This window comes from Streptomyces sp. PA03-6a (genome assembly GCF_033792765.1).
Taxonomy (GTDB): Bacteria; Actinomycetota; Actinomycetes; order Streptomycetales; family Streptomycetaceae; genus Actinacidiphila.
The window spans coordinates 39,471-47,354 of record NZ_JARAVK010000045.1 but is presented as its reverse complement, the minus strand read 5'-3'; the positions used below and the strand labels follow the sequence as shown (position 1 = coordinate 47,354).

The following is a 7,884-nucleotide window of genomic DNA, read 5'->3' as shown; positions in this document are numbered from 1 at the left end:
AGAGATGTTTTGTGGGTTTCGAGATTGTTATAAGAAACCGGCACGATCCCCCTCCCTCCCCGTCCCTATCCACCCCGCAAGATCAATTCACTCCAACGGGCAGGCGCTCGGAGTGAAGAGAGGGAGCGCTTGGGGGCGCGTTCGACGTGGGATCTGTTGTGTCGATCAACGGACGTCTACGGTCGAAACGGGCACTGTGGCGGGGGAGGTGCGCAGATGGCGGTACTGACCGCCGATGTCGACCGGGCGCTGGTGCGCGTCCGTGACCTGGCCGGACGGCCGCGGGGGACGGGGTTCCTCGTCGAGGCGCGGGACGGACGGGGGATGCTCGTGACGAGCCACGAGGCCGTGGACGGCCTCGTACGGCTGGTGCTGCACGCGCACGGGGAACAGACGACCCTCGTCGAGGCGCCCGCGATCACCCCGCTGCCGGAGCTGGGGCTGGCGCTCGTGGCGACGGAGGGACTGGACGTACCACCGCTGCCGGTGGCCGGGTTCGCGCGCACCGCGGGGCACGGGCGGGCCGTGCGGCTGCGCGGCGCGGCCTGGGTGGAGGCCACGATCGCGGGGACGGCGCCGGTGACGTACACCGCGACGGACCGCTTCCACCTCCTCGACGCGGCGTACGAGCTCACCGGTGCGCGCGGTGATGACGAGCCGCTGCGTGCCGTCGCCTCGGGGGAGCCCGTGATCGACGCGGAGACCGGTGCCGTGCACGGCGTCGTCGTGACCGCGCTGCACGCGGGACGAAGGGCGGGCGGGTTCGCGGTGCCGTTGCGGGCGCCGGCGGAGGGCGGGGCGCTCGCGAACGCGCTGGCGCGCAACGCGGCGACCGTGCCCGCGTACGGGCCGCACCTCAACATCGCGGGGGCGCTGCAGCTGACCGCGACCTCCGTCGCTTCCGCGGCCCGGCCACGGCCCTGGCGTGGGGCCGAGGCGCGCCCGGACACGGAGGCGGAGCTGGCGGGCTTCACGGGGGAGGGGGGCGCCTGCGTGCTCGGGCTGGTCGGCGCCCCCGGCAGCGGCCGTACGACCGCACTGGAGGCGTTGGCCGCCCGGCGTGCCGCGGGCCAGGACCCGGCGCCCACGCTGTGGCTGCGTGGGGCCGAACTGCGTGCGGACGACGCCGGGTTGAGGGATGCCGTGGCGCGGGCGCTGGCCGCAGCGGGGCGCACCGTGCACGCGGGGAGGGCGCCGGAACGCGCGCCGGCCGACGCTTCGCCCGATGCCGTCGCCCGCCTGGCGCGCGCCGTGGGGCAGCGGTTGCTGGTCGTGCTGGACGCCCCCGAGGAGATGCCGCCGCTGCTCGCCCAAGCGCTGCCCGCGTGGTCCGCGGAGACGGCGCGGTGGCTGGGCACGACGGGGGCGCGGCTGGTCGTGGCGTGCCGCCCCGAGTACTGGGAGCAGGCCGGAGCCCTGTTCCCGTCCGGCCTGCTCCACGACGCCGGCACCCCGCCGGGCGCCCGGGCGCTGCCCGCCTGCCTGCGCCTCGGCGGCCTGCCGGAGGAGCAGGCGCGGCTCGCCAGGGAGCGCCACGGGCTGTCCGCCGGTGCCCTCGCCGAGCAGGACGCGGCGCATCCGCTCGCCCTGCGGCTGCTGTCGGAGGTACGGGCCGCCGGCGGTGGCCTGACGGGACGGCCCGGCCGGGCGGAGGTCTTCTCGGCTCACCTGGACCTGCTGTGCCTGCGGATCGCCCACCGGATCGCGGCCGCCCCGGCCCCCGCGCGGGCAACGGAGGTACGGCGGCTGGCCGCCCGCGTCGCCGGGCAGGCGCACGAGGCGGCCCGGCGCTGCCTGGGCCCGGGTCAGGGCGAACTGGACCGGGCGTCCTTCGAGGAGCTGTTCCCGTGGCGCCCCGGTTGGGCGGCGGCGGTGCTCACGGAGGGGCTGGTGGTGCCGGCCGGTGCCGGGTACCGCTTCGCGCACGAGGAGTTCGGCGACTGGCTGCAGGGCGGCCAACTCGACCTGGACGAAGCGCTGTACGCCCTGGTCCACCGCTGGTCGGCCGGCGACCGGGACGGCTGCGCCGAGGCCCCCGTGCGCCTGCCCGCCCGGACCGGGGCGCAGCCGCGGCACCAAGCCGTGCCGCCGGTGCCGCCCGCACCGCCGCTCGCCCCGCCCTCCGAGCCGCGCTGCCTGCCCGTGCCGCGGCACCGCATCGGACCGGTCGTGCAGGCGCTGCTGCTCACCGCCCGCCGTTCGGGGCCGGACGTCCTCGGGCGCAGGCTGCGGCAACTGGTCCAGGTGCTCGACCGCGACGCCGCCGCACCCGCGTCGCGCGGTGGCGGGACCGTACTGCTCGACGGGGTGCCCCGGCCGCGCGGGGAGGGAGACGGTGCCGCCCGGGCGGCGGCCCGGCGCGCGGACGCGGTGTGGTGGGCGGCGCACCTGCTGGGGGAGACCCTGCTCGGGGTGCCGGACGCGACGCCGTACCGGGACGTGCTGCGACTGCTGGCGGAACGTGTCACCGTCCGTTCGATCGAGGCCGGGGGCTTCCACGAGGGCGCGGGACTGGGGGAGTTCGGGCCGTGGTTCTGGCGGCGGCTGCGGCTCCCCCCGGAGGAGCGCCTGGCGCTGCTGAGGCTGCTGCTGCCCGCCGACGGCCCGCCGCGCGCCGCGGACCGCACGCGGGAGCGGTTCCTCACGGCGGCGGGCGAGGTGCTGGCCGCGACGCCGCGGCCGTCGCTGCCCGCGCTGTGCGGCTGGTTCACCGACGAACGGCTGCTGCAGTCCGCGCCCTGCGGCCCCCGGCCGACGGTCGCCACCGCGGCGCAGGCCCTCCTCCACACGCACCGGCGGCAGGCGGTGGACGACCTCACCGAGGTCCTGGCCGCCACGGACCACCCCCGCGCCAAGGAGCTGCTGGCGGCCCTCGCCGAGGACGAGCCGTCCGCCGTGTGCCGTGCCGTCGACCGCTGGGCGCACGCGGAAAGGCCGGAGCGGCACGCCGCCGCGGCCACCTACGGCCTGCTCGCCGCCCCGCACGCCGTACTCGCCGCCGACCGCGAACTGCTGCGCTACGCGGCCCTGGCGATCCTGGCCAGACCGGCCGACCGCACCCTGCACGGCGCCGCGCTCGGCCTCCTGGTGCGGGACCCGGCGACCCGGTGCCTCCACCTGAGGGCCGCCCTGGACGGCTTCGCCGCCGGCGATCCGCTGCTGCCGGCCGCGGCGCTCGCCGCGGCCCTCCCCACGCACCCCGAGCAGGTGCTCGCCGCGTTCCACTCCCGGCTGCGCGAACCGGGCCCCGGCGCCGCCGAGGTACTGCGCGAACTGGCCGAGGTGTCCACCCCGGCGCTCGCCCGCCGGGCCGCCGCCCTGGTGTGGGACCACCTCGGCCACCGTCCCGAGGACGCCCGGCACGCGGCGGCCTACCTCGACCGCCGCCTGGAGCACGGGCCGGCCGCCCGCGCCGTCCTCCTCCCGCTGGTCACCGGACTGCTGCGGGAGCACCCGCCGCAGGTGCGCAGGGTGCTGGCGCCCGTGCTGGCCGCACCGGGCGGCCACGTCTCCCGTCCGCTGCGCCAGGAGCTGCTGGACGTCCTCCTGGACCAGGAACGCGACCCGGCCGTGCTCGACGCCCTCCTCGGCGCGGCCGCCGACGGGTGCGCCCGGCGGCCGGCCCCGATGACCCGCGACCTGGTGCACCGGGTGGGCCTCCTGCTCTGCCGTACGCCCGAGGGCGCGGCCCTTTTCGACCGGCGGCTGGTGCAGCTGGTCAGCGGGTCGCCCGGGTTCGCCCGGCAGGTGCGCGGATGGCTGGCCGCGGACGGCCTCGATGGCGCGGGCCCAGGGGCGTGGGACGCGGTGATCGGCCCGAGCGCCCGGCGCATGTGCGACCAGCTGGCGCCGGCGGAGGCGGTGGGCCTCTGACCGGCCGGGGAACATCCGCCGACGGCGGCGGCGTCACGTGCCCGCTGCGGTCCGTGCACCGCATGCTCCGGCCGGTCGTCGTGCCGCGCCGGCACTCCCGGACCGCGTGCGTCCGGCGCCGCGCCCCGCCACGTACCGCGTCCCTTCCGGGCGGAGAGCGTGCTCTCACCGGTCGGGCGAGGGGCGCGCCAGGTCCGCGACGGCCGCGTCACCGGGGGCGCTGCGCCGGTGGGCCCCCCGGCATGGCAGGCTTGGACCTGCACATCGAAGAACCATCGGCGGTCGAGGAGCGGTCACTGTGCAGCGCTGGCGAGGCTTGGAGGACGTCCCCGGGGACTGGGGACGCAGCGTCGTCACCATCGGCTCCTACGACGGCGTGCACCGCGGGCACCAGCTGATCATCGGCAGGGCCGTGGAGCGCGCCCGCGAGCTGGGCGTCGCCTCCGTCGTCGTCACCTTCGACCCGCACCCCAGCGAGGTGGTCCGCCCCGGCAGCCACCCGCCGCTGCTGGCGGCCCACCACCGCCGCGCCGAGCTGATGGCGGAGCTGGGCGTCGACGCCCTGCTCATCCTCCCGTTCACGACCGAGTTCTCGCAGCTCTCGCCGGGCGACTTCGTCCGCACCGTGCTGGTCGACGCGCTCCACGCGCGGGCCGTCGTCGAGGGCCCGAACTTCCGCTTCGGGCACAAGGCCGCCGGTGACGTGGAGTTCCTGTCCGCGATGGGGCTGAAGTACGACTACGAGGTGGACGTCGTCGACCTCTACCTGACGGGCGAGGCGGGCGGCGGCCGGCCGTTCTCCTCCACGATGACCCGCAGCCTGATCGCCGAGGGCGACGTGGCGGGCGCCGCCGAGATCCTGGGCCGGCCGCACCGGGTCGAGGGCGTGGTCGTCCGCGGCGCGCAGCGCGGCCGGGACCTCGGATACCCCACGGCGAACGTCGAGACGCTGCCGCACACCGCGATCCCCGCGGACGGGGTCTACGCGGGCTGGCTGCACGTCGAGGGCGAGGCCATGCCCGCCGCGATCTCCGTCGGCACCAACCCCACCTTCGACGGCACCGCCCGCACCGTCGAGGCGTACGCCATCGACCGTGTCGGGCTGGACCTGTACGGGCTGCACGTCGCCGTCGACTTCCTCACCTACCTGCGGGGCATGGAGAAGTTCGACACGATCGACGCGCTCCTGGAGCGGATGGCCGACGACGTCAAGCGCGCCCGGGAGCTGGTCGACGCCTACGGCGCCGCCGGGTGAACCGGCGGCCGGAGCGCCGCTGACCGACCGACGCGAAGGGCCCGTCCCGCCACGATGGCGGGACGGGCCCTTCCCGTCACTGCTGCTGGGTCCAGCCGGGCGGGACCTGCCCCTGCGCCGGGGGCTGCTGCCCGGGCTGCGCCTCCTGCGGCGGCGGGGGCGGCTGCTGGGTCCAGCCCTGGGGCATGCCGCCCTGCGCGGGCGGAGGAGGCGGGGCCGGCTGCCCGTAGGGCGGCTGCTGCGGGTGGCCGTACCCCTGCTGCGGGGGCATCGGCTGCTGCGGCGGGTACGGCTGCTGCCCCTGCTGGGGCGGGTAGCCGCCCTGCTGCGGCGGCATCTGCTGCTGGGGCGGGTAGACGCCCTGGGCCTGCTGGGCGCGGACGAAGTCCTCGGCGACCAGCGACGCCAGGTGGAAGTACGCCTCACGGGTCTTCGGCCGCATCATGTCGAGGTCGACCTCGGCACCGGCGGCGAGGTGCTCGTCGAAGGGCACCACGACGACTCCGCGGCAGCGGGTCTCGAAGTGCGCGACGATGTCGTCCACCTTGATCGTCTTGCCGGTCTCGCGGACCCCGGAGATCACGGTGAGGCTGCGCTGCACGAGGTCGGCGTAACCGTGCGCGCCGAGCCAGTCGAGGGTCGTGCTGGCGCTGCTGGCACCGTCCACCGACGGGGTGGAGACGATGATCAGCTGGTCGGCCAGGTCGAGCACGCCACGCATGGCGCTGTAGAGCAGACCGGTGCCGGAGTCGGTGAGGATGACCGGGTACTGCTGGCCGAGCAGGGCCACCGCGCGGCGGTAGTCCTGGTCGTTGAAGGTGGTGGAGACGGCCGGGTCCACGTCGTTGGCGATGATCTCCAGGCCCGAGGGCGCCTGCGAGGTGAAGCGGCGGATGTCCATGTAGCTGTTGAGGTGCGGCAGCGCCTGCACCAGGTCCCGGATCGTCGCGCCGGTCTCCCGGCGCACGCGGCGGCCGAGCGTGCCGGCGTCCGGGTTGGCGTCGATGGCCAGGATCTTGTCCTGGCGCTCGGAGGCGAGCGTGGCACCCAGGGCGGTGGTGGTCGTCGTCTTGCCGACGCCGCCCTTGAGGCTGATCACCGCGATCCGGTAGCAGGACAGCACCGGCGTGCGGATCAGGTCCAGCCTGCGCTGGCGCTCCTGCTCCTCCTTCTTCGCGCCGATCTTGAAGCGCGACGCCTGGTTGTTGTTCCTGCGCGCCTTCGGCTGCTGGCGCAGCAGACGGTCCGAGGAGAGCTCCACGGCCGCGTTGTAGCCGAGCGGGGCGCCGTGCATGACCCGCTGCTGCTGCTCCTGGCCGGGACCGGGACCGCCCCAGCCGACGGCCGTGCGCGGGTCCACGGGCGGGGTGGGCTGTTGCTGCTGCTGCGGCAGGACCGGGGGGTGGGGCTGCACCGGCGGCTGGGGCTGGGGCTGGGGCGGCTGGGGCTGGGCGTGCGGGCCGGGCCCCGGCTGCGGATAGCCGTAACCGTGCGGCGGCGCCGGGGGGTTGGCTCCGTCGGCGTACGGCGGCATCGGCTGCTGCCCCTGCTGCGGGAGCGGCCCGGGCGCGGGAGCCGGGGGCTGCTGCGGAGGCGTCTGGGCGTACGGCGGCTGGGGCGGCTGGGGCGGCTGGGGCTGGGCGTAGGGCCCGGGCCCCGGCTGGGGATATCCGTACCCCTGCTGCGGGTGCGGCGGCTGCTGCGCGTGGGGGTCACCCCAGGGCGCGCCCTGGTCCGGCTGCGGGTACCCGTAACCGTGCGGCGGCGGGGCGGGCTGGGGGTAGCCGTACGGCTGCTGCGGCGCGGGCGAGTTGGGGTCGCCCCACGGCGCACCCTGATGCGGCGGCTGCGGGTAGCCGTACCCCTGCTGCTGCGGGGGCTGCACCGGGGCAGGCTGCTGCGGTGCCTCCTGCGGGGTGGCCGGCTGGTACTCCGGCGGCAGCGGCGGCACTTGGGACTGCGGCGCCGGAGCGGGCGGCTGCTGCTGCGGCTGCTGCTCGGGGGTGGCCGCGGTCTCTCCCTGGGGCGCTTGCCGGGTCTGCGGCATGGGCGGCTGCTGTGGCCCTGCGTCCGGCTCCGCGGGCGCGGGCGTCACCTCGGTGGCCACCGGCGCGGGCGCCTCCACCGGCTGCGGTTCCACCAGCTGCGGTTCCACCGGTTGCGGTTCCACGGGCCGGGCGGGCTCGGGGTCGGCGAAGACCGCCGCCGCGGCGGCCTCGCGGGTGGCGTCGGGCACCGCCGGAGCGGGCTGCGGCTCCGCGGGGGCGGGCGGCTGCCCGGCTTGCGGAGGACGGGGGTTCTGCGGCTCCTGCGGCTCCTGCGGCGACGTCGCCTCGGGCGCGGCCGCCACCGGCGGGCTCACCGCGGGAACCGGGGCCGGGGCCGGGGGAGCGGGCGTGGGCGCGCCTCCCCCCGCCTGCTGCGTGTACCAGGACGGCGGCGCGTAGTCGATCTGGAACTCGCCCGTGAGGTCCGCGTCGGACTGATCCCCGTCCGGGACGGCCCCGCCGGTGCGGATGTCGTCCTGCTCGCTGCTCACTTGTGCCTCCTGGTCAACTCAAGTACGCGCCCGGTCCGTCGGAGCGGACGCGATTCCCCCGTCTCGGAGTTCCCGCGGCACAACCGCCACGGCTCACCGGAAGAGCCTAATCATCCGGCCCGTGGGTAGGGCAAGCGCCGTCGGCATCACGACCGGCACGCCGACGTGATGCACCGTTCGCCGCGTATGGGGCCGCGCCGTCCACGCGTGGACACGG

General features: G+C 76.6%; 3 protein-coding genes. 2 read left to right on the top strand and 1 reads right to left on the bottom strand.

All coding sequences use genetic code 11. The annotated features are described in order from the left end of the window. The first annotated feature begins 216 nt into the window (after window positions 1-216). Entirely contained in the window at window positions 217-3,873 is a 3,657-nt protein-coding gene (locus PV350_RS13840) for a serine protease (RefSeq protein ID WP_499514316.1), read from the top strand. Between the two features lie 298 nt (window positions 3,874-4,171). Next, complete coding sequence (locus PV350_RS13835; protein ID WP_500333987.1) at window positions 4,172-5,128, top strand: bifunctional riboflavin kinase/FAD synthetase; 957 nt, start codon at window positions 4,172-4,174, stop codon at window positions 5,126-5,128. A gap of 76 nt (window positions 5,129-5,204) precedes the next feature. Here the strand turns inward: PV350_RS13835 and PV350_RS13830 are convergent, their stop codons facing one another. Then, complete coding sequence (locus PV350_RS13830) at window positions 5,205-7,667, bottom strand: SCO5717 family growth-regulating ATPase (RefSeq protein ID WP_499514318.1); 2,463 nt, start codon at window positions 7,665-7,667, stop codon at window positions 5,205-5,207. Window positions 7,668-7,884: the final 217 nt, after the last annotated feature.

Excerpts from the sequence above, each read along its gene's own strand:
- PV350_RS13840 (WP_499514316.1), top strand. The coding sequence starts at position 217 with ATGGCGGTACTGACCGCCGATGTCGACCGGGCGCTGGTGCGCGTCCGT.